We start from the raw sequence: 19961 nt of genomic DNA, 5'->3' as shown, positions 1-19961 counted from the left end.
TGGCGATTCCGTCAACTTTGCATATTCCGCCATGCCAGTCCTGACACGCCTGTTGCGCGCCTTCGCGGGCGCCCTGTTCTCCTTCGCCCTGGCGCCGGCCTTCGCCGCCGACGAGCCGGTCTACGGACCGGAACTGGAGGGCTTCCCCTATCCCGAACCGACGCAGCAGTACCGCTTCAGGTCGCAGCGCCTCGACCTGGGCCGGCACCATGAAGGAACTCAGCCAGGCGGGCTTCCGCGTGGTGGTGCCCGACCAAGTGGGCTTCTGCAAGTCGACCAAGCCGGCGCACTACCAGTACAGCTTCCAGCAGCTGGCCGAGAACACGCGCGCCCTGCTCGAATCGGTGGGGGTGAAGAAGGCGATCGTCATGGGCTATTCCACCGGCGGCATGCTGGCCGTGCGCTACGGATTGATGTTCCCGCAGCAGACCGAGCGCCTGGTGCTGGTGAACCCGATCGGCCTGGAGGACTGGAAGGCGCTGGGCGTGCCTTCGCTGGGCGTGGACAAGTGGTACGAGCGCGAGCTGCAGACCAGCGCCGAGCGGATCCGCAACTACGAGAAGGCCACCTACTACGTCAACCAGTGGAAGCCGGAGTACGAGCCCTGGGTGCAGATGCTGGCCGGGATGTACCGCGGACCGGGCCGGGAGCTCGTCGCCTGGAACTCGGCGCTGCAGTACGACATGATCTACACCCAGCCGGTGCTCCATGAGTTTCCGCTGCTGAGGGTGCCGACCCTGCTGCTGATCGGCCTGAAGGACACGACCGCGATCGGCAAGGACGCCGCCCCGCCGGCACTGCGCCCGCGCCTGGGCAATTATCCGGACCTGGCCAGGCATGCCGTGCACCGCATGCCGAATGCGACCCTGGTGACCTTCGCCGACATGGGGCATGCGCCGCAGATGCAGGACCCGGCGCGTTTTCACGAAGCGCTGCTGAAAGGGCTGGGCCGCTGATCGATCCGTCGCGCCCGGGTCGCGAGGGCAGGGGGAAACCGCTCCCCGCCATGCGCTCGATGGTATCCTTGCACGATGACCATCGACCCCGACACCGCCCAAAAACCCACGCGCGCCGCCTTCGCCGACGGCCCGCGCCTGCTGGCCGACATCGGCGCCACCCATGCGCGCCTTGGCCTGGAAACCGCGCCCGGCGTGCTGAGCAAGGTCGCCGTGCTGCGCTGCGACGACTACAGCGGCATCCATGCGCTGCTGCAGGCCTACCTGTCCCAGCACCAGGGCGTACGCATCACCCACGCCGCCTTCGCGCTGGCGAACCCGATCAGCGGCGACTACATCCGCATGACCAACCGCGACTGGGAGTTCTCGACCGACGAGGTGCGGCGCGGCTTCGGCCTGTCGACCCTGCTGATCGTGAACGACTTCACCGCGCTGGCCATGGCGCTGCCCGGCTTCCAGCCGAAGGACCTGCTGCAGGTCGGCGGCGGCGCGCCGCAGTCGCATGCGGTCGCCGGGCTGCTGGGGCCGGGCACCGGCCTGGGCGTGTCGGGCGTGATCCCGACCCTGGACGGCTTCGTCACCCTCGGCAGCGAAGGCGGCCACGTCAACTTCGCGCCGGCCGACGAACGCGAGTTCGCGATCCTGCAGTACGCCTGGCGCGAATGGCAGCACGTGTCGAACGAGCGCCTGATCTCGGGGCCGGGCATCGAACTGATCTACCGCGCGCTGGCCCAGCGCAACGCCGTCGAGGCGTCGCCGCGCTCCACCGCCGACATCGTCGGCGGCGCGCTCGAGGACGGCGACCCGCTGTGCCTGGAAGTGCTGGAAACCTTCGCCGGCATGCTGGGCGGCGCGGCCGCCAACCTGGCCGTGACCCTGGGCGCATTCGGCGGCATCTTCATCGGCGGCGGCATCGTGCCGCGCATCGCCGAGTGGTTCGCCACCTCGGCGTTCCGCACCCGCTTCGAAGCCAAGGGCCGCTTCACCGGCTACCTGGCGCAGATCCCGACCTACGTGATCATGACCCCGAACCCGGCCCTGTACGGGGTGTCGGCGATCTTGTCCGAGCACCTGCGCGGACGCAGCGGCGCCAACACCCTGATGGACCGCGTGCAGCAGCTGCGCCATGAATTCTCGCCCGCCGAGCAGCGCGTGGCCGCGCTCGTGATCGAGCACCCGCGCAAGGTGCTGTCCGAGCCGATCGCCGAGATCGCGCGCCTGGCCGACGTCAGCCAGCCGACCGTGATCCGCTTCTGCCGCTCGCTCGGCTTCGGCGGCCTGGCCGAATTCAAGCTCAAGTTCGCCGGCAGCCTGACCGGCACCATCCCCGTGCGCCACAGCCAGGTGCGCATGAGCGACAGCACCCACGACCTGTCGGCCAAGGTGATCGACAACACCGTGTCGGCGATCCTGAAGTTCCGCGACCAGCTCGACGTCAAGGCGATCGACCGCGCGATCGAGATCGTGCGCCGCGCGCGCCGGGTCGAGTTCTACGCGCTCGGCAACGCACGCGCGGTGGCGCTGGACGGCCAGCACAAGTTCTTCCGCTTCCGCATCCCGGCCGCGCTGTACGGCGACTCGCACCTCCTGGCCCTGGCCGCCGGCCTGCTCGGCCCGGGCGACGTGGTGATCGCGATCTCGACCGCCGGCCAGCTGCCCGAGCTGCTGCAAGCGGTGGACACCGCGCGCGCGGCGGGCGCCGAGGTCATCGCCATCACCAGCAGCAAGTCGCAGCTGGCCAGGAAGGCCAACGTCTGCCTGGCGGTCGACCACAGCGAGGACAGCACCAGCTTCCTGTCGATGATCTCGCGCATCCTGCAGCTGCTCCTGATCGACATCATGTCGGTCGGGATCTCGCTCGGCGCCCAGGGGGAAGGGCAGGGCGACGTAGAGCAGCGCAAGCTGCTGATCTCGCACCTGGATATCTAGCGCGGGCGCCGGGGAGCGCCAGCCATATCGCATTCGTATAGCTGGCGCGCGATTATTCATGCTTGGGCCGCAGTGCGCGCGGCTACACTGCCCGCATGAAAATCACCAAACTGACGACCTACCGCATCCCGCCGCGCTGGATGCTGCTGAAGATCGAGACCGACGAAGGCGTGACGGGCTGGGGCGAGCCGGTGATCGAGGGGCGCGCGCGCACCGTCGAGGCGGCGGTGCACGAGCTGGGCGAGTACCTGGTCGGCCAGGACCCGGCGCGCATCAACGACCTGTGGCAGCTGATGTACCGCGCCGGCTTCTACCGGGGCGGCGCGATCCTGATGAGCGCCATCGCCGGCATCGACCAGGCCCTGTGGGACATCAAGGGCAAGGTGCTGGGCGTGCCCGTGTACGAGCTGCTCGGCGGCCTGGTGCGCGACCGCATGAAGACCTACAGCTGGGTCGGCGGCGACCGTCCGGCCGATGTCATCGCCGGCATGCGGGTCCTGCGCGAAGCGGGGTTCGACACCTTCAAGATGAACGGCACCGAAGAGCTGGGCCTGATCGACAGCGCGCGCAAGATCGACCAGGCGGTGGCGCGTGTGGCCGAGATCCGCAGCGCCTTCGGCGACAGCGTCGAGTTCGGACTGGACTTCCATGGCCGGGTCGCCGCGCCCATGGCCAAGGTGCTGCTGCGCGAGCTGGAACCCTATCGCCCCCTGTTCGTCGAGGAGCCGGTGCTGGCCGAACAGGCCGGGCAGTACCGGCGCCTGGCCGACGGCACGCCGATTCCGCTGGCGGCCGGCGAGCGCATGTACTCGCGCTTCGAGTTCAAGCGCGTGTTCGAGGAGGGCGGACTGGCGATCGTGCAGCCCGATCTCTCGCATGCGGGCGGCATCACCGAGTGCGTGAAGATCGCCGCCATGGCCGATGCCTACGACGTCGCGCTGGCGCCGCATTGCCCGCTGGGACCGGTGGCGCTGGCGTCCTGCCTGCACCTCGACTTCGTCGCGCACAACGCGGTGCTGCAGGAGCAGAGCATGGGCATCCACTACAACCAGGGCGGCGAGCTGCTCGACTACGTGCGCAACAAGGAAGACTTCCGCATCACCGGCGGCTACATCGCGCCGCTGCCGAAGCCCGGCCTGGGCGTGGAGATCGACGAGGAACGCGTGATCGAGGCGAGCCGCAACGCGCCCGACTGGCGCAATCCGGTATGGCGCCATGCGGACGGCAGCATCGCGGAATGGTGAGAAGGGAAGGGGAAGAGATGGGCAACCGGCTTGCCGGCAAGGTCGCGATCGTGACCGGGTCGACCATGGGCATCGGCGCCGCCGTGGCGCGGCGCTTCGCCGCCGAAGGCGCGCGGGTGGTGATCAACAGCCACCGCGACGACGGCCATGCCGCCGCCATGCGCGCCGAACTGGGCGAGGAGCGCAGCCTGTTCGTACAGGCCGACGTGGCCGACCGCGCCGCCACCCGGCGCATGGTGGACCGCGCCGTCGAGCGCTTCGGCCAGCTCGACATCCTGGTCAACAACGCCGGCATCAACGTGTTCTCGGACCCGCTCGCGCTGACGCAGGAAGACTGGCAGCGCTGCATGTCGGTCGACCTCGACGGCGTATGGAACGTCACCCGCGCCGCGCTGCCGCGCATGCTGGAGCGCGGCGCCGGCAGCATCGTCAACATCGCCTCGGTGCACGGCCACAAGGTCATCCCGGGCTGCTTCCCGTACCCGGTCGCCAAGCACGCGCTGATCGGCCTGACCCGCTCGCTGGGCATCGAGTACGCGGCGCGCGGCATCCGCGTCAATTCGATCTCGCCGGGACTGATCATGACCGAGCAGATCCGGGCCTGGCTGGACAGCTGCGAGGATCCGGAGGCCGAGCTGCGGCGCCAGGAAGCGCTGCTGCCTTGCCGGCGCATCGGCGCGCCCGAGGAAGTGGCCTACACCGCGCTGTTCCTGGCCAGCGACGAGGCGCGCTTCATCAATGCGACCGACATCCTGGTCGACGGCGGACGCAGCCAGGTCTACCACGACTGAATGTATGGACAGGGTTTGACCCCCGGGGGGCTCGACATCTATCATTAAGGAAACTTCTTGATCCCAGCATGACCGATCCCCGTTCCGACCGCTTCGTCCGCGCCCACCTGAAAACCCGTCACCTGGTGCTGCTGGTCGAGCTCGGGCGGCATGGCTCCATCATGCAGGCCGCGAAGGCGGCCCACCTGACCCAGCCCGCCGCCTCCAAGCTGCTCGGGGAGCTCGAGCATGCGCTCGGCGTGCCCCTGTTCGAGCGCCTGCCGCGCGGGGTCGAGCCGACCTGGTACGGCAAGGTCCTGATCCGGCGCGCCGGCGCCTCGCTGGCCGAGATGGACGCCGCCTGGCAGGAGGTCAACCAGCTGCTGTCCGGCCTGCGCGGCAAGGTGGCGGTGGGCGCCATCCTGACCCCGTCCGCGACCCTGGCGCCGGCCGCGGTGGCGCTGCTGCGCGCGCGCCACGCGGGCGTCAACGTGTCGATCGAGGTCGACAGCAGCAAGCGGCTGGTGGAGCGCTTGCGCGCGGGCGAACTGGACATCGTCATCGGCCGCATTCCCGATGGCGCCGCCTCCGACGAACTGCATTTCGAACCGATCACCGACGAGCCGCACTGCCTGGTCGCGCGTCCCATGCATCCGCTGCTGGGCGTACGCGACCTCGGCCTGGCCGCGCTGGCGCGCCAGGCCTGGGTCCTGCCGCCGGCCGGCAGCATCGTGCGCGACCGCATCGCCGCGCTGTTCCTGTCGCATGGGCTGGACCAGCCGCGCGATACCGTCTCGGCGATGGAACTGGCCGTGGTCAGCGCGCTCCTCAGGAACAGCGACATGATCGCGCCGATGGCGCTCGAACTGGTCCAGCCCTGGCTCGACAGCGGCCTGCTGGCCCGGCTGCCCTACGAGCTGCACCTGCGCATGGACGTGTACGGGATCGTCACCCGGCGCCGGCACCAGCTGCCCCCGGCCGCCGAGGCGATGCTGGCCGCCTTGCGCGAGGCGGCCCCGGGACGGCGCGCGGCCAGCTATGCCAAAATCGGATAGCAGGGCGCAAATAAGCCATTGGTGGCGGGCCGCCGGCGCCAGTAGCATGGCCGCATGCAAACCGTTCAAGCGCAACAGGGCGCCCAGCGCCTGCTCGGGGTCGACTGGGGCACCAGCAACCGCCGGGCTTACCTGGTCGACCGCCACGGCGGCTGTTTGGCCAGCCATGCCGACGGCCAGGGCATGCTCGCCGCCCGTCCGCATTTCGCCGCCTCGCTGGCGGCGCTGCTGGACCGGATGGAGATTCCGCCAGACGTCCCGGTGCTTGCTTCCGGCATGGTCGGCAGCGCCCAGGGCTGGCGCGAGATTCCCTACCTCGACATCGCCGTTCCCCTGGACGCGCTTCCCGCGCAGCTTGCACCGGCCCCCGGCCTGCCGGACGGCCGCCGCTGCCTGATCGTGCCCGGCTACAGCCAGCGCGGCGCCCGCGTCGACGTGATGCGCGGCGAGGAAACCCAGCTGCTCGGCGCGCTGGCGCTCGGCAAGCGCGATGGCTGGGTGGTCCTGCCGGGCACCCACAGCAAATGGGTGTTGCTGGAAGACGGCGTGATCCGCCGGTTCGCGACCTTCATGACCGGGGAACTGTTCGCGACCCTGGCCGCCCGGGGCACGCTGGCGCCCCTGATGAACGGCGGCGAGGACGAGGCGGCGTTTGTCGCCGGGGTCGAGGAAGCGCGCGCCCGCGCGCCGCTGTCGACCGCGCTGTTCGGCGTGCGCGCGCAGGTGGTGACGGGCGCGATGCCGGCCGCGCAGGCGCGCTCCTGGGTCAGCGGCCTGCTGGTGGGCGCCGAGTTCGTGTCCATCCTCGACCAGGTCGGCGAGGACCAGCCGCAGCTCACCGCGATTGCCTCGCCAGCCCTGCAGCGCGCCTATGCGCTTGCCGCCGCCCGGCTGGGCGTGCCGCTCCAGCACCTCGATCCCGAATCCGTGTATTGCGCCGCCCTGGCGCGTTTCCTTGCGAGCCAGTCCCGATGAATCCCGAAGCATTTGCACTGCCCCTGGTCGCGATCCTGCGCGGCCTCGCTCCCGAACAGGCCGCCGGCGTCGGCCGGGTGCTGTTCGACGCCGGCTTCCGCCTGCTCGAAGTGCCGCTGAACCGGCCCGGCGCACTCCAGGCGATCCACATCCTGGCGGAGATCGCGCCGCCGGACGCGCTGGTCGGCGGCGGCACCATGCTGGGCATCGCCGATGTCGATGCGGTGGCGGCGGCCGGCGGCCGGCTGTTCGTCGCCCCGAACTGCAACCCGCGGGTGATCGCGCATGCGGCCGCGCGCGGCATGCTGTGCGCGCCGGGCGTGGCCACGCCGACCGAGGCCTTCGCCGCCCTGGATGCGGGCGCGCATGCGCTCAAGCTGTTCCCGGCCGAGTCGATCGGCATGGCGGGCCTGAAGGCCATCAAGACCGTGCTGCCCCCGGGGACGCCCTTGTGGCCCGTGGGCGGCGTCGCGCCCGGGCAGCTGTGGGCCTGGAAGGAGGCCGGCGCCACCGGCGCCGGCCTCGGCAGCCAGCTGTTCACGCCGGGCGCGGACCTCGCCACCCTGGCGCACCGCGCCGCCGCCTTCGCAGCGGCCTGGCGCGCTGAGGCACCTGTCGCGGTCATCGACAGCTAGCGGGCTGCCCGCTTGTCCCGGCATCTGGCACAATGAATGGAAGCGCCCGGCCTCCCGGCCGGGTATTGACGGCGATTGACGACCATTTCCGAACCAGGCCGCGTGACAACTTCAATTACCGAACTGGCAAAATCCCTGTCGCTTTCCGTCTCGACGGTATCGCGCGCCCTGAACGGCTACACCGACGTCGCCCCCGCCACCCGCGACAGAGTGGCCGCTGCGGCCAAGGCGATGGGCTACCGGCCCAATCCGACCGCACGCCGGCTGGTGTCCGGCAAGGCCTCGGCGATGGGCGTGGTGCTGCCTTCCCTGGTCGACGAAGGCCAGTTCATCGACAGCATGTATTCGCGTCTGCTGGCCGGGGTGGCCTCGAAGATCGAAGGCACGGGCTACCACCTGTTCGCCACCACCATTTCCTCCGGCGACCCAAAGGCCGAACTGGACCTGTTCGCCGACTTCATCCATGCCGGCTGGGCCGACGCGCTCCTGATCGTGCGCACCAGGGTCGAGGACAGCCGGGTCAAGCTGGCGCAGGAAGCCGGGCTGCCCTTCGTCACTTACGGGCGCACAGGCAGCACGCAGCCCTATTCCTGGGTCGACGCCGACAGCGAGGAAGCCTTCCGCCAGGCCGCCCGGCGCCAGGCCGGCCTGGGCCACCACCGCATCGCGCTGCTCAACGGCGAATCGCATTACCTGTTCGCCCAGTTGCGCCGGCGCGGCTATGAACGCGGCCTGGCCGAAGCCGGCTTGTCCGCGGATCCGGCCCTGGTCCGCGATGGCAACCTGACGGTCGCCGACGGATTCAGGCTGTGCCGCGTGCTGCTGCAGATGCCCGACCCGCCGACCTCGATCCTGTGCGCCAGCGACAGCATGGCGATCGGCGCGATCTCGGCCTGCCGCAGCCTGAACCTGGCGGCCGGCCGCGACGTCTCGGTGATGGGCTACGGGAATTCCGAAGCCTCGTCCTACTGCGATCCTCCACTGAGCACGATCGAGCACCGGGCCTTCGACAACGGCTGCAGGCTGGGAGAGGCGCTGCTGCGCCTGCTAACTCCCGGCAATACCGGCCATTACACCCACCTCGAACCGGTCGAACTGGTGCCGCGCGCATCCGACGGTCCCTGCATCGCCGCCTGAGCCTCGACCACCTGGGGCGCCGGCGTCCTTCCCTGGCATGCCAGCCGAATTCGCATGGCCCTTCGTGTCAGCCAGGCGCCACAGACCGGCAGGAATTGTTAGTTTCCTTGAGGAATTGCATGTTACGATTGCCCGGTGGTCGCCCCCGTCCCCGGCGCCCAGTTCAATGCCGGCCCATACCCTGCCGCTCTTGCACTGTCTTATGGAGAGTTGTTAATGGACGCCCCCGGCGCATTCCCCGAAGCCGCGCGCCTTGCCGCGCTGGCCGATCTCGCGATCCTCGATACCCCGTCCGAACCCCGCTTCGACCGTTTCACGCGGCTGGCGGCGATGGCCTTCGGCGCGCCGATCTCCCTGATCTCGCTGGTCGACGAGGACCGCCAATGGTTCAAGTCGCGCTGCGGGCTCGAGGCCGCGGAAACGCCGCGCTCGATGGCGTTCTGCAGCCATGCGGTCGCGGCGCGCCGGATGCTGGTGGTGGAAGATGCCCTGCTGGATCCGCGCTTCGCGGACAATCCGCTGGTGCTCGGGGCGCCCCATATCCGTTTCTATGCCGGGCAGCCGGTGTACAGCGCCGGCCAGGCGGTGGGAACGCTGTGCGTCATCGACACGGTTCCGCGCAGCCTGTCGCCGCAGCAGCGCCAGGTCCTGCAGGACCTGGCGTGCATGGTCGAAGTGGAACTCAATCACGCCAAGACCGTGGCCGCCCGTGCGATGGCGGAGCAGGCCCTGAAGGCGCTGAACAGCGACCTGGAAGGGCGGGTCGCGGCGCGCACCGCCGAACTGGAAGACAAGGTGGCGCAGCTGTCGCGCGAGGTCGCCCAGCGCAAGCTGGCGGAAACCGCGCTGCGCCAGAGCGAAGCCTGGACCCGCACCATCGTCTCGTCCTCGTACAGCGGCTTCGTGGGCGCGGACAGCGAGGGCCGCGTGATCGAATGGAACGCCTCGGCCGAGCGCATCTTCGGCTGGCCGCGCGAGCAGGCCATGGGCAAGCTGCTGTCCGAGCTGATCGTGCCCCCGCACCTGCGCACCGCGCACGACCAGGGCCTGCGCCGGTTCGTCACGAGCGGCGAAAGTTCGGTGCTCGACAAGAAAATGGAGCTGCCCGCGCTGACCGCGTGCGGACGCCAGATCACGATCGAGATGACGATCAGCACCTACCTGTGGCATGGCGAGCATTATTTCGGCGCCTTCTGCAACGATATCTCGGAGCGCATCCGCACCCGGCAGCAGCTGGAAGAAAAGCAGGAACTGCTCGACGCGGTGCTGGAATCCATCGATGTCGCCGTGGTGGCCTGCGACGCGGTCGGCAACCTGTCGCTGTTCAACCGGACCGCGCGCAAGGTCCTCGGCCGCGATCGCCAGCCCATCGCGCCGGCCGAGTGGTCGCACTACTATGCGCTCTACCATGCCGACGGACGCACGGCGATGGCGATGGACGAACTGCCGCTGGTGCGCGCGCTCAAGGGCGAGGTCGTGCGCGACCAGTCGCTGGTGATTGCGCCCGCGGGACAGGCGGCGGCGACCGTGCTGGCAAGCGGACGCCCGCTGCGCAATGCGCAGGGCCATACGCTCGGCGCGGTGGTGGTGATGAAGGACGTGAGCGAACTCGCGGCCTCCAAGGAACTGCTGGCGGCGAGCGAGCGCAGGCTGCGCGCGATCACGGAGAATCTCCCGACCCTGATCGGCAAGGTCGATGCGCAGGGCAGGTTCGTGTTCCTGAACGGCCGTGCGCTGCAGTTCTACGGCAAGGGCGCGGACGAGCTGATCGGACAGGATATCGCTTCCGCGTACACGCCCGAGGCCTACGCGCGGCTCCAGCCGTATTTCGAGCGCGCGGCGGCCGGCGAGCGGGTGTATTTCGAGCATGCCATGGAAGTCGGCGGCTGCCTGATGCATTACCAGTGCTGCTTCATTCCCCAGCGCGCAACCAGCGGGGCGCCGGATGGCTTCTTCGCCATGGCCTTCGACATCAGCGCCCGCAAGATGAGCGAACTGGCGCAGGCCGACAGCGAGGAGCGCCTGCGCACCATCACCGACAACCTGCCGGTCCTGATCGCCTACCTCGACCAGGAGCGCCGCTACCGCTTCGCGAATGCGGTGCACGGGTCCTGGCTGGGAAAGGCGCCCGGGGCCATCATCGGCCGCACCATGTGCGAGGCCTTCGGAGACGATTACTTCGTCCAGCAGAAGGAAGCCCTGGACCGGGCCTGGAAGGGCGAGGCCGCCCAGTGCGAGCACGAGATCGTGCGCAAGAAGCATGCGCGCATCGTGCACTCGACCTTCCTGCCGCAGTTCCGCGACGGCGCGGTCGTCGGCGTGTATGTGCTCACCACCGATGCGACGGCGTCGCGCCTGCATGAGCGCAGCCTGCATGCGCTGGCGCACACCGACGCCCTGACCAAGATCCCGAACCGCCGCCAGTTCGAGATCGGCCTGCAGGGCGCCATCGAGCGTTCGCTGCAGCGCGCGCGCCGCTTCGCGCTGTTCTACCTGGACATCGATCACTTCAAGCAGATCAACGACACCCACGGGCATGCGGTGGGCGACATGGTGCTGGTCGAGTTCGCGCGGCGCCTGCAGAAGGCGGTGCGCAGCTCGGACCTGGTGGCGCGGCTGGCGGGGGATGAATTCACCGTCCTGCTGGACGAGGTGCAGTCGGAAGACGACCTGGAACGGGTGGCGCACAAGATCCTGCTGGCGATGCGGGCGCCGTTCGAGCTGGGAACGCTGGTACTGGAGGTCACCACGACCGTGGGCGTCGGCCTGGCCGACGGGACCGGGGTGACGGCCGAGTCGATCAGCGAAACGGCCGACCAGGCGCTGTACCTGGCCAAGAGGGCGGGGCGCAATACCTTCGCGATCCGGCGCAACGGGGAGCCGCTGCTGTCGGCCTGACGGGACCGGATGACCGGCCGGGACCCGTCGTTCCCGCCTTCGCGGGAACGACGGGCGCTTGCTGCTTTACTCGGCCACGAACACCACCGCCGTCCGCGGCGGCACGGTAAAGCTGCCGCTGGCGCTGTCGAAGCGCGCCTGCTTCGCCCGCGCATCCGCCGCGCCGCGCGCCGCATGCACCGGATGCAGGCGCAGCCGCTTGCCGCGCAGCGACTCGTCCGCCACCTTGCGCTCGACCTTGTCCACGTTCACCAGGTAGCTGATGCCCGCGAAGCGCGCCCCCGGATAGCCCTCGCCGTCCAGCCAGGCCGCGATCACGGTCGGCTGCTGTCCCGGCCCGGTATTGAAGAAGCGCAGGCGCTGCGTGATGTCGTCGGCGCCGCGCAGGCGGAACAGGGTGGAGCTGGCGCGGATCTTCAGCAGGTCGCGGAAGGCGTCGCGCGCGAACCCGATGTCGGAAGGCAGAGGCTTGAGCGCCGCGTTGGCCAGGTAGGGCTTGAGCAGCGCCCAGTCCTTGCCGTTGTCGTCCGCCGGCGGCAGGCCGGTGCCGAAGTAGTTGTCCTGGTAGCTCCAGTCGATGCGGTTGAACCAGTCGCCCGAGTTGAAGCTGTTGCGGTCGAGCGACTTCGAGCGCAGGGTATCGATGCCCGCATGGTAGTAGGCCACGCCCTGGCTGAAGGCATTGATCGCCATGCCCAGCACCTGCACGCGGGCACGCTCTGCGGCCGGGGTATCGACCGGCAGCTTGAGCACGTTGGCGTCGTACAGGGTCTGGTTGTCGTGGTTCTCGACGTAGTTCACCACCTCGCCCGGCTGGCTGGCGTAGCCGGCCGGCTGGTTGCCGTAGCCGATGTCCTCCAGCAGCCGCACGCGGCCGTCGAAGGTGCGCAGCGGGTAGCTGCGCACCGAGCCGGCCAGGCCGATGCGCACCAGGTCGGCCGCGCGCAGCAGCTCGGACAGCTGGCGCTCCTTGCCCAGCGCATTCGGGTCGTACACCAGGCCATTGATATAGCCCTGCTGGCGGACCATCGCCTCGCCCGCATCGCCGGCGGAACCGCCGCGCACCGCGTCGCGCGCACGGTCGCTGAAGGTGCCGATGCCGGAACCGTTCAGCGACAGCTGGGAGGCCTGCACGAAGCGCGCGCCGTCCGCCACCTCGCCGAAGTTCCAGCCTTCGCCGATCAGCTGCACGCGGCGGCCAGCCGCCTTGTCGACCCGCTGCTGCAGGCGCTCCATCGCCGCGCGCGGCTGGTGGCCCATCAGGTCGAAGCGGAAGGAATCGATCTTGTAGTGGCGGGTCCAGAGCTCGGCCGAGTCGATCATCAGCTTGGCCATCATCAGGTTCTCGGTCGCCGTGTTGTCGCAGCAGGTCGAGCGCTCGATGCCGCCGGAAGCGTTCAGGCGGTGGTAGTAGCCCGGCACGATGCGGTCCAGCACCGACTTCTCGTTCTGGCCGGCGATGAAGGTATGGTTGTAGACCACGTCGGTGCCGACGCGCAGGCCGACCGCGTGCAGGTCCATCACCATCTGGCGGAACTCGAGGATGCGGCGCGCGCCGTCCGCCGGATCGCTGGCGTAGCTGCCTTCCGGCGCGTTGTAGTGGTAGGGATCGTAGCCCCAGTTGAAGCAGTCGGTGTCCGCCGTCTTGCGCACCAGCGCCTGCTGGCTGTCGCCGTCCGGCGCGCCCGCGGGCAGGGGCACGGCGCAGCCCTGTTCCGGCACGCTGCCCAGGTCGTACACCGGCAGCAGGTGAATGTCGGTCAGGCCGGCCCTGGCCAGCGCCGCCAGGTGCTTCATGCCGTTCGAGCGGGTTTCGCCGAAGGCGGCGTACTTGCCGCGCTTCGCTTCCGGCACGCTCGGGTCGTTGATCGAGAAGTCGCGCACGTGCAGCTCGTAGATCACCATGTCGGTCTGCGCCCTGACGGTGTTCGGCGGGCGCGTGCGGTCCCAGCCCTTCGGCTTGAGCTTCGGCGAATCGAGGTCGGCGACGTAGCTGCGCTTCGAGTCCGTGGTCAGGCTGACCGAGTAGGGATCGGTGACCAGGTTGCGCACCAGGCCGGCGCCGTCGACCACGACGTCGACCGCGTACTTGTAGTAGCTGCCGGACAGGTCGCGCGGGAGCGTTGCACTCCAGGCGCCGCTGGCCTTGTCGAAGGCCATCTCGTGCACCGCGCCGGCGCGGCCGGTCGCGCTGTCGTAGGTGCACAGCGCCGCCTGCTGGGCGGTCGGCGCCCACACCTTGAACGAGGTCCTGCCGCCGGCCGGGGTGGCGCCGAGGTCGTGGATGGCGTCGGCCGCCGCATACAGGTCGTCGAGCGCACCCGCGGCCTGCACCCGGGTGGCCGCGCGCACCGTGCCGTCCGGCGCTTCCTGCACCAGCACCAGCTGCTGGCGGTGCAGGGCGCCCAGGCGTTCGAGGTCGGCGTCGCGCACCGCCAGCAGCGGGCCGCTGGGCACGTACTTGAAGCGGGCGGCGGCGGCCGGCGGCGCCGGGCCAGTGGACAGCTCCAGGGTCAGGGCGCCGGCCGCGCCCGTGACCTTGCGTCCGCCCCGGGCATGGATGGTGCCGGTGGGCGAATGGTAGAGGCGCCAGGCGCCGTCCGGTGTCGCGCCGGGCCAGCGGATCAGGCGCCGGTCGAGCCAGACGGCGCGCGCTTCGAGCGTGTTGCTTGCGGCGTGCAGGACGGTCTGGAACGACTGGCTGTCGCAGGCCTCGAGCGGCACGGCGGCGTGCGCCGTGGACGAGAGCGAGGCGGCAAGCAGTGCGTAGCGGAGTGTGCTCATGGTCGTGGTGGAATCCCGTGTCAGGCGCCGGCCGGGGCGGTGCCGCGATAGTGGTCGACCATCCGGTAGCGGGTGGCGTACCAGCCGAACACCGCCGCCGCGAGGAGCGCGAAGGCGGCGAAGAAGTACATCTGGAAGGCCATCACGCCCACGCCGGACTGCTCGATATAGGCGATCACGGACTGGTTCTTGACGCCCGCGTTGACGATCAGGACCCACAGGTTGCCGACCGTGACGGCCAGGTACCACAACGCCATGATCACGCCCTTCATCGAGGCCGGGGCCTGGCTGTACGCGAATTCCAGGCCGGTCGCCGAGACCAGCACCTCGCCCAGGGTCAGCAGCGCATACGGCAGGATCTGCCAGGCGATGTTCACCGGCGTGCCGGCATCCAGCTCGACCTGCAGGTTGCCCACCACGACCCAGGCGGCGGCCGACAGGGCGATCCCGGCGGTCATGCGGCGCAGCGGGGTCGGCTCGATGCCGACCATGCGCAGCAGCGGGAACAGGGCGAAGTTATTGAACGGGATCAGGAGCATCACCAGCAGCGGGTTCAGCGCCTGCATCTGGGCCGGGATGACGTTGAAGCTGTAGCCGAGCAGGCTGACCTGGGTGGTCATGGTGTTGGCCTGCACGATCCAGGTCGAGGCCTTCTGGTCGAACAGCGACCAGAACGGCGTCACCAGGGCGAACACGATCAGGATGCGCAGCACGGCGCGCACGCCGTCCACCGCTTCCTCGGAGTGCGCGCCGCGCGCGCGCTCCAGCTGCATCGAGGCGCCGATGCCGCCGAAGGCCAGCAGCAGCACCAGGGCGGCGCAGGCGCCGATCACGAAGCCCCACTGGACCGACATGGCCAGCGACGCGACGGCGGCGACCGCGCCGAACAGCGCGACGTTCAGGCCGGGACGGCCCTCGCCCGGACGGCGGGCCAGCAGGGCGGTGCGCACCACGTTCATGAACGAATGCGGGTTGGCGGGCGTCGGCGGCACGTGCACGTATTTCTTCTTGCCGCTCCACAGGACCATGGTGGCGATGAACATCAGGATGCCCGGGATGCCGAAGGCCACCGACGGACCGTAGTCGCGCAGGAACAGCGGCATCAGCAGCGAGGCGAAGAAGGAGCCGAAGTTGATGATCCAGTAGAAGGCGTCGAACACGACCTTCGCCTTTTCCTTGTTGGTCTGGTCGAACTGGTCGCCCACGAAGGACGCCACCAGCGGCTTGATGCCGCCCGAGCCGAGCGCGATCAGGAACAGGCCGAGGTAGAAGCCCTTGAGGTTGTCCTCGAAGATGGCGAGGCAGGCGTGGCCGGCGCAGTACACGAGGCTGAGCCAGAACACGGTGTTGTACTTGCCGAAGTAGCGGTCGGCCAGCCAGCCGCCCAGCAGCGGGAAGAAGTAGACGCCGATGACGAAGGTGTGGAACACGTGCTTGGCTTCGCCGGTGCGCTCGGACTCCGGCAGGAACAGCAGCAGGGTCGAAATCAGGAAGGGCGTCAGGATGTTGCGCATCCCGTAGAAGCTGAAGCGCTCGCAGCCTTCATTGGCAATGATGTAAGGGATCTGCCGCGGCATCCGCCCGGCGTTCTTGGGTGCTGCTGTAGTCATGGCTACCTTCCAAATTTCGAAACAGACGCGATCCTATGCTGAGGCTGAGCTACTTTGCAATAAAAATCTGGAGGCGCCCTGCGCTCATCGTGCATGTCACGTAGTTTAGTTACTTTATCGTTGCGGGATTGCTGCGCTGTGCAATCTTAAGTGGTTGAAAACAAACGGATAAGTCAAGGATGGCGTGTCGAAAGTGCAATTGTAAAGTTTTCTTTCATCCTGTATATTGGCTAGAATTCTCAACCGGATCTCAGCCATGACCCAGACCCCGAAGACCGACCAGCCGAACTGGTGGCGCGAAGCCATCATCTACCAGGTATATCCGCGCAGCTTCCTCGACACCAATGGCGACGGCGTCGGCGACCTGGCCGGCATCACCGACAAGCTCGACTACATTGCCAGCCTGGGCGTGGACATCGTCTGGCTGTCGCCGTTCTTCAAGTCGCCGATGAAGGACTTCGGCTACGACATCGAGGATTACTGCGACGTCGACCCGCTGTTCGGCACCCTGGCCGACTTCGACCGGCTGATCGCCAAAGCGCACAGCCTGGGCCTGAAGATCATGATCGACCAGGTGATGTCGCATACCGCCGACACCCATTCCTGGTTCGTCGAAAGCCGCTCGAGCCGCGACAATCCGAAGTCGGACTGGTATGTGTGGGCCGACCCGCTCCCGGACGGCAATCCGCCCAACAACTGGCTGTCCGTGTTCGGCGGCTCGGCATGGCAGTGGGATACCCGCCGCAAGCAGTACTACATGCACAACTTCCTGGTGAGCCAGCCGCAGCTGAACTTCCACAATCCGGAGGTGCAGCAGGCCCACCTGGATGCGCAGCGCTTCTGGCTCGAGCGCGGTGTCGACGGCGTGCGCATGGATGCCTGCGTCTTCCATTTCCATGACCGCCAGCTGCGCAGCAACCCGCCGGCGCTGGTGCGCGACACCTCGACCGTCACCGACGTCAACCCCTACGGCATGCAGGCCCACATCCACGACAAGACGCAGCCGGAAAACGTCGCCTTCCTGCAGAAGGTGCGCAAGCTGCTGGACGAATATGGCGCGATCTCGATCGGCGAAGTCAGTTCCGACGATGCGCTGGCGCAGATGGCCGAGTACACCGAAGGCGGCGACAAGCTGCACATGGCCTACAGCTTCAACCTGCTCACGCCGGTCTTCACGGCGGCCCATGTCCGCCAGCAGGTCGAGGAATTCAATGCGCGCGTCAAGGACGGCTGGGCCTCCTGGTCGGTCGGCAACCATGACGCCATCCGCGTGATGACCCGCTGGGGCGGCGAGAAGCCGGCGCCGGCGCTGGCCAAGCTGGTGCTGGCGATGCAGCTGTCGCTGAAGGGCACCCCTTGCCTGTACCAGGGCGACGAACTGGCGCTGGTCGAAGCCGACGTGCCGTATGAATTGCTGCAGGACCCGTACGGCAAGACCTTCTGGCCGGAGTTCAAGGGCCGCGACGGCTGCCGCACCCCGATGCCGTGGGAAGCGAACGCGCCCCAGGCAGGTTTTACCGAGGGTACGCCGTGGCTGCCGGTGGCCGAGCCGCACGTGGCCAATGCCGTCGACGTCCAGGACCGGGATCCGGCATCGATGCTGAACTTCCAGCGCCGCTTCATCGCCTGGCGCCGCTCGATGCCGCAGCTGACCCGCGGCGAGATCGCCTTCTTCGACGCTCCCGAACCGGTGCTGGCCCTGCGCCGCGACGTGGACGGCCATGACAGCGTGCTGGCCGCGTTCAACCTCTCCGACAAGGCGGTCGGCTTCGACTGGCCGGCCACCGCCGGCGCCGCGGCGCTGAACGAACACGGCCTGCCGGGCACTGCGGAAGGCGGGCGCGTGACCCTGCCGCCGTACGGCACCTGGTTCGGCAGCCTGCCGGCGGGGCGCTGATGGGCAGCCAGCAGGGACAGGATCAGGATCGGGACAAGTTCGCGCGGACGGCCTTTGCCGACGGTCCGCGCCTGCTGGCCGATATCGGCGCCACCCATGCGCGCTTCGCGCTGCAGACCGCGCCGGGCGTGTTCCGCTCGGTGCGCGTGCTGCGCTGCGACGACTTCGAGGGCATCGTGCCGCTGCTGCGGCATTACCTGGCCGATCACGCGGAGGTGGCCCTGCACCACGCGGCCTTCGCGGTGGCGAACCCGATCAGCGGCGACTACGTCCGCATGACCAACCGCGACTGGCAATTCTCGACCGACGCGGTGCGGCGCGAACTGGGCCTGTCGACCTTGTTGATCGTGAACGACTTCACGGCGCTGGCGATGGCGATCCCGGGCTTTGCGCAGGAAGACCTGATGCAGGTCGGCGCGGGCAAGCCGGCGGCGAACGCCGTGATTGGGGTGCTGGGTCCGGGCACGGGCCTGGGCGTGTCGGGCGTGATCCCGACCGCCGACGGCTTCGTGACCCTGGGTTCGGAAGGCGGCCACGTGAATTTCGCGCCGGCCGACGAGCGCGAGTTCGCGATCCTGCAATACGCCTGGCGCGAGTGGCAGCACGTCTCGAACGAGCGCCTGATCTCGGGTCCGGGCATGGAAATCATCTACCGCGCGCTGGCCAGGCGCAACGGCGTCGAGGCGGCGCCGCGCGGGGCGGCGGAGATCGTCGCCGGCGCGCTCGAAGCGGGCGATCCGCTGTGCCTGGAAGTGCTGGAGTGCTTCTGCGGCATGCTGGGCGGGGCGGCGGCCAACCTGGCGGTGACCCTGGGCGCCTTTGGCGGCATCTTCATCGGCGGCGGCATCGTGCCGCGCATGGGCGAGTGGTTCGCGGCGTCGCCGTTCCGCGCGCGCTTCGAGGCCAAGGGACGCTTCTCGAACTACCTGTCGGATATCCCGACCTATGTGATCACGACGCCGAACCCGGCCTTCCACGGCGTGGCCACCATCCTGGCCGAGCATCTGCGCGGGCGCAGCGGCGCCAACACGCTGATGGAGCGCATCGGGAACCTGCGGCACGAGCTGACGCCGGCCGAACAGCGCGTGGCCTCGCTGGTGCTGGAACAGCCGCGCATGGTGCTGAACGAGCCGATCGCGGAAATCGCGCGCCTGGCCGACGTCAGCCAGCCGACCGTGATCCGCTTCTGCCGCTCGCTGGGCTTCCAGGGCCTGGCCGAGTTCAAGCTGAAGTTCGCCAGCAGCCTGACCGGCTCGATCCCGGTGCGCCACAGCCAGGTGCGCACCAGCGACAGCACGCACGACCTGTCGGCCAAGGTGATCGACAACACGGTGTCCGCGATCCTGCGCTTCCGCGACCAGCTCGACGTGCGCGCCATCGACCGCGCCATCGAACTGGTGAGCAAGGCCAGGCGCGTCGAGTTCTACGCGATGGGCAATTCGCGCGCGGTGGCGCTGGACGGGCAGCACAAGTTCTTCCGCTTCCGCATCCCGACCGGGCTGTATGGCGACTCGCACCTGTTCAAGCTGGCCGCCGAGCTGCTGGGGCCGGGCGACGTGGTGATCGCGGTGTCGAACTCCGGCAGCCTGCCGGAGCTGCTCGACGCGGTGGACATCGCGCGCGCCGCCGGGGCCGACGTGATCGCGATCAGCAACAGCCAGTCGCCGCTGGCGCGCAAGGCCAGCGTATGCCTGGCGGTCGACCATGCGGAAGACAGCAGCAGCTTCCTGTCGATGATCTCGCGCATCCTGCAGCTGCTCCTGATCGACATCGTGGCGGTGGGGATTTCGGTCGATGGCCAGCACGGGCAGGCGCAGGGGGAGGAGCCGCACCGGCTCCTGATCTCGCACCTCGACAGCTGAAAAAAAAAGCGGGCATTGCCCGCTTTTCCCATTCCGCTGCAGGTCGGGGTCAGGTCTGTCATTCGGACATGGACGCATGACCCTTGCGGAATCTCAGAACGGCTTTGAATTTGCTTATATGAGCCGAGCGACTAACGAGCGACTAACGCTTTCGGAATAAAAAGCAGCGTTTTGAGATAGATCAAAGGTGCGTGATCGCTGTCCGAATG

At 68.7% G+C, this 19961-nt stretch carries 12 protein-coding genes and 1 pseudogene; 11 read left to right on the top strand and 2 right to left on the bottom strand.

Annotation, left to right across the window (positions count from 1 at the left end):
- Positions 1-31: 31 nt before the first annotated feature.
- The 9 genes and pseudogenes from H162_RS29885 (at position 32) to H162_RS32460 (ending at position 11599) form a co-directional block, all read left to right on the top strand.
- Positions 32-956, top strand: a pseudogene (locus tag H162_RS29885) (alpha/beta fold hydrolase).
- Between the two features lie 75 nt (positions 957-1031).
- Positions 1032-2885 carry a glucokinase gene (locus tag H162_RS0101690; RefSeq protein ID WP_026354111.1) on the top strand — a complete coding sequence of 618 codons (1854 nt, stop codon included), beginning with the start codon at positions 1032-1034 and terminating at the stop codon, positions 2883-2885.
- 95 nt (positions 2886-2980) lie between these two features.
- Positions 2981-4129: a galactonate dehydratase gene (gene dgoD / locus H162_RS0101685; protein WP_020651710.1), complete on the top strand. Its 1149-nt coding sequence runs from the start codon at positions 2981-2983 to the stop codon at positions 4127-4129.
- Positions 4130-4146: 17 nt separating this feature from the next.
- Positions 4147-4920: an SDR family oxidoreductase gene (locus H162_RS0101680; protein WP_020651709.1), complete on the top strand. Its 774-nt coding sequence runs from the start codon at positions 4147-4149 to the stop codon at positions 4918-4920.
- A gap of 68 nt (positions 4921-4988) precedes the next feature.
- Positions 4989-5954, top strand: a complete 966-nt coding sequence (locus tag H162_RS0101675) for a LysR substrate-binding domain-containing protein (RefSeq protein WP_020651708.1) — start codon at positions 4989-4991, stop codon at positions 5952-5954.
- A 54-nt stretch (positions 5955-6008) separates the two neighbouring features.
- On the top strand, positions 6009-6929 hold the full coding sequence (locus H162_RS0101670) for a 2-dehydro-3-deoxygalactonokinase (RefSeq protein ID WP_020651707.1): 921 nt from the start codon (positions 6009-6011) through the stop codon (positions 6927-6929).
- Positions 6926-7564, top strand: coding sequence for a 2-dehydro-3-deoxy-6-phosphogalactonate aldolase (locus H162_RS0101665; RefSeq protein WP_020651706.1), 639 nt, complete (start codon positions 6926-6928; stop codon positions 7562-7564). Before H162_RS0101670 ends, H162_RS0101665 begins: the two co-directional genes overlap by 4 nt.
- A 102-nt stretch (positions 7565-7666) precedes the next feature.
- Complete coding sequence (locus H162_RS0101660) at positions 7667-8701, top strand: LacI family DNA-binding transcriptional regulator (RefSeq protein ID WP_040786181.1); 1035 nt, start codon at positions 7667-7669, stop codon at positions 8699-8701.
- A 216-nt stretch (positions 8702-8917) separates the two neighbouring features.
- Positions 8918-11599, top strand: a complete 2682-nt coding sequence (locus H162_RS32460) for a PAS domain-containing protein (RefSeq protein WP_020651704.1) — start codon at positions 8918-8920, stop codon at positions 11597-11599.
- A 66-nt stretch (positions 11600-11665) separates the two neighbouring features.
- Here the strand turns inward: H162_RS32460 and H162_RS0101650 are convergent, their stop codons facing one another.
- Together H162_RS0101650 and H162_RS0101645 are read right to left on the bottom strand one after the other, a co-directional pair.
- Entirely contained in the window at positions 11666-14383 is a 2718-nt protein-coding gene (locus H162_RS0101650) for an alpha-1,6-glucosidase domain-containing protein (protein WP_020651703.1), read from the bottom strand.
- A 20-nt stretch (positions 14384-14403) separates the two neighbouring features.
- Positions 14404-15960 (bottom strand): POT-type proton-dependent oligopeptide transporter, encoded by a 1557-nt coding sequence (locus H162_RS0101645; RefSeq protein WP_020651702.1) that lies wholly within the window; start codon positions 15958-15960, stop codon positions 14404-14406.
- 289 nt (positions 15961-16249) lie between these two features.
- Here H162_RS0101645 and H162_RS0101640 point away from each other — a divergent pair, with 289 nt between their 5' ends.
- Both H162_RS0101640 and H162_RS0101635 read left to right on the top strand, forming a co-directional pair.
- Entirely contained in the window at positions 16250-17890 is a 1641-nt protein-coding gene (locus tag H162_RS0101640; protein ID WP_020651701.1) for an alpha-glucosidase, read from the top strand.
- Positions 17890-19752, top strand: coding sequence for a glucokinase (locus H162_RS0101635; protein ID WP_020651700.1), 1863 nt, complete (start codon positions 17890-17892; stop codon positions 19750-19752). Before H162_RS0101640 ends, H162_RS0101635 begins: the two co-directional genes overlap by 1 nt.
- The last annotated feature ends 209 nt before the right edge of the window (positions 19753-19961 follow it).

This window comes from Massilia niastensis DSM 21313, from assembly GCF_000382345.1.
GTDB lineage: Bacteria > Pseudomonadota > Gammaproteobacteria > Burkholderiales > Burkholderiaceae_D > Telluria > Telluria niastensis.
Note: the sequence above shows the minus strand (reverse complement) of the source record. Positions and strands in the feature narration are given on the sequence as shown.

What these genes read in the sequence shown, in the direction of transcription:
- H162_RS0101690 (WP_026354111.1), top strand. Translation starts at nt 1,032, where the DNA reads ATGACCATCGACCCCGACACCGCCCAAAAACCCACGCGCGCCGCCTTC.
- dgoD (WP_020651710.1), top strand. Translation starts at nt 2,981, where the DNA reads ATGAAAATCACCAAACTGACGACCTACCGCATCCCGCCGCGCTGGATG.
- H162_RS0101680 (WP_020651709.1), top strand. Translation starts at nt 4,147, where the DNA reads ATGGGCAACCGGCTTGCCGGCAAGGTCGCGATCGTGACCGGGTCGACC.
- H162_RS0101675 (WP_020651708.1), top strand. Translation starts at nt 4,989, where the DNA reads ATGACCGATCCCCGTTCCGACCGCTTCGTCCGCGCCCACCTGAAAACC.
- H162_RS0101670 (WP_020651707.1), top strand. Translation starts at nt 6,009, where the DNA reads ATGCAAACCGTTCAAGCGCAACAGGGCGCCCAGCGCCTGCTCGGGGTC.
- H162_RS0101665 (WP_020651706.1), top strand. Translation starts at nt 6,926, where the DNA reads ATGAATCCCGAAGCATTTGCACTGCCCCTGGTCGCGATCCTGCGCGGC.
- H162_RS32460 (WP_020651704.1), top strand. Translation starts at nt 8,918, where the DNA reads ATGGACGCCCCCGGCGCATTCCCCGAAGCCGCGCGCCTTGCCGCGCTG.
- H162_RS0101650 (WP_020651703.1), bottom strand. Translation starts at nt 14,383, where the DNA reads ATGAGCACACTCCGCTACGCACTGCTTGCCGCCTCGCTCTCGTCCACG.
- H162_RS0101645 (WP_020651702.1), bottom strand. Translation starts at nt 15,960, where the DNA reads ATGCCGCGGCAGATCCCTTACATCATTGCCAATGAAGGCTGCGAGCGC.
- H162_RS0101640 (WP_020651701.1), top strand. Translation starts at nt 16,250, where the DNA reads ATGACCCAGACCCCGAAGACCGACCAGCCGAACTGGTGGCGCGAAGCC.
- H162_RS0101635 (WP_020651700.1), top strand. Translation starts at nt 17,890, where the DNA reads ATGGGCAGCCAGCAGGGACAGGATCAGGATCGGGACAAGTTCGCGCGG.